Below are 219 nucleotides of genomic sequence, written 5' to 3'. Positions count from 1 at the left end.
GGTCCAATATAGTAGGTTTTGTGAGGCTTATAGTAATTGGTGTGCTCAAGGAAAAGGTTATGTACCTATTGAGCATAAAGCAGGTGAAAAGCTATTCATTGACTATGCAGGGAAGAGATTAGAAATTGTATGCCCACAAACAGGAAATATTAGTAAAGTAGAAGTTTTTGTAGCCACTCTAGGCGCTAGTCAATATACTTATGTAGAGGCTTGTGCAAG

1 pseudogene is annotated in these 219 nt (G+C 37.9%); it reads left to right on the top strand.

The window, feature by feature from the left end:
• Positions 1–219 (top strand): annotated as a pseudogene (locus GOQ24_RS17025) (IS21 family transposase); the annotation flags it as partial.

The organism is Myroides sp. LoEW2-1 (assembly GCF_009767705.1).
Taxonomy (GTDB): Bacteria; Bacteroidota; Bacteroidia; order Flavobacteriales; family Flavobacteriaceae; genus Flavobacterium; species Flavobacterium album_A.
Note: the sequence above shows the minus strand (reverse complement) of the source record. Positions and strands in the feature narration are given on the sequence as shown.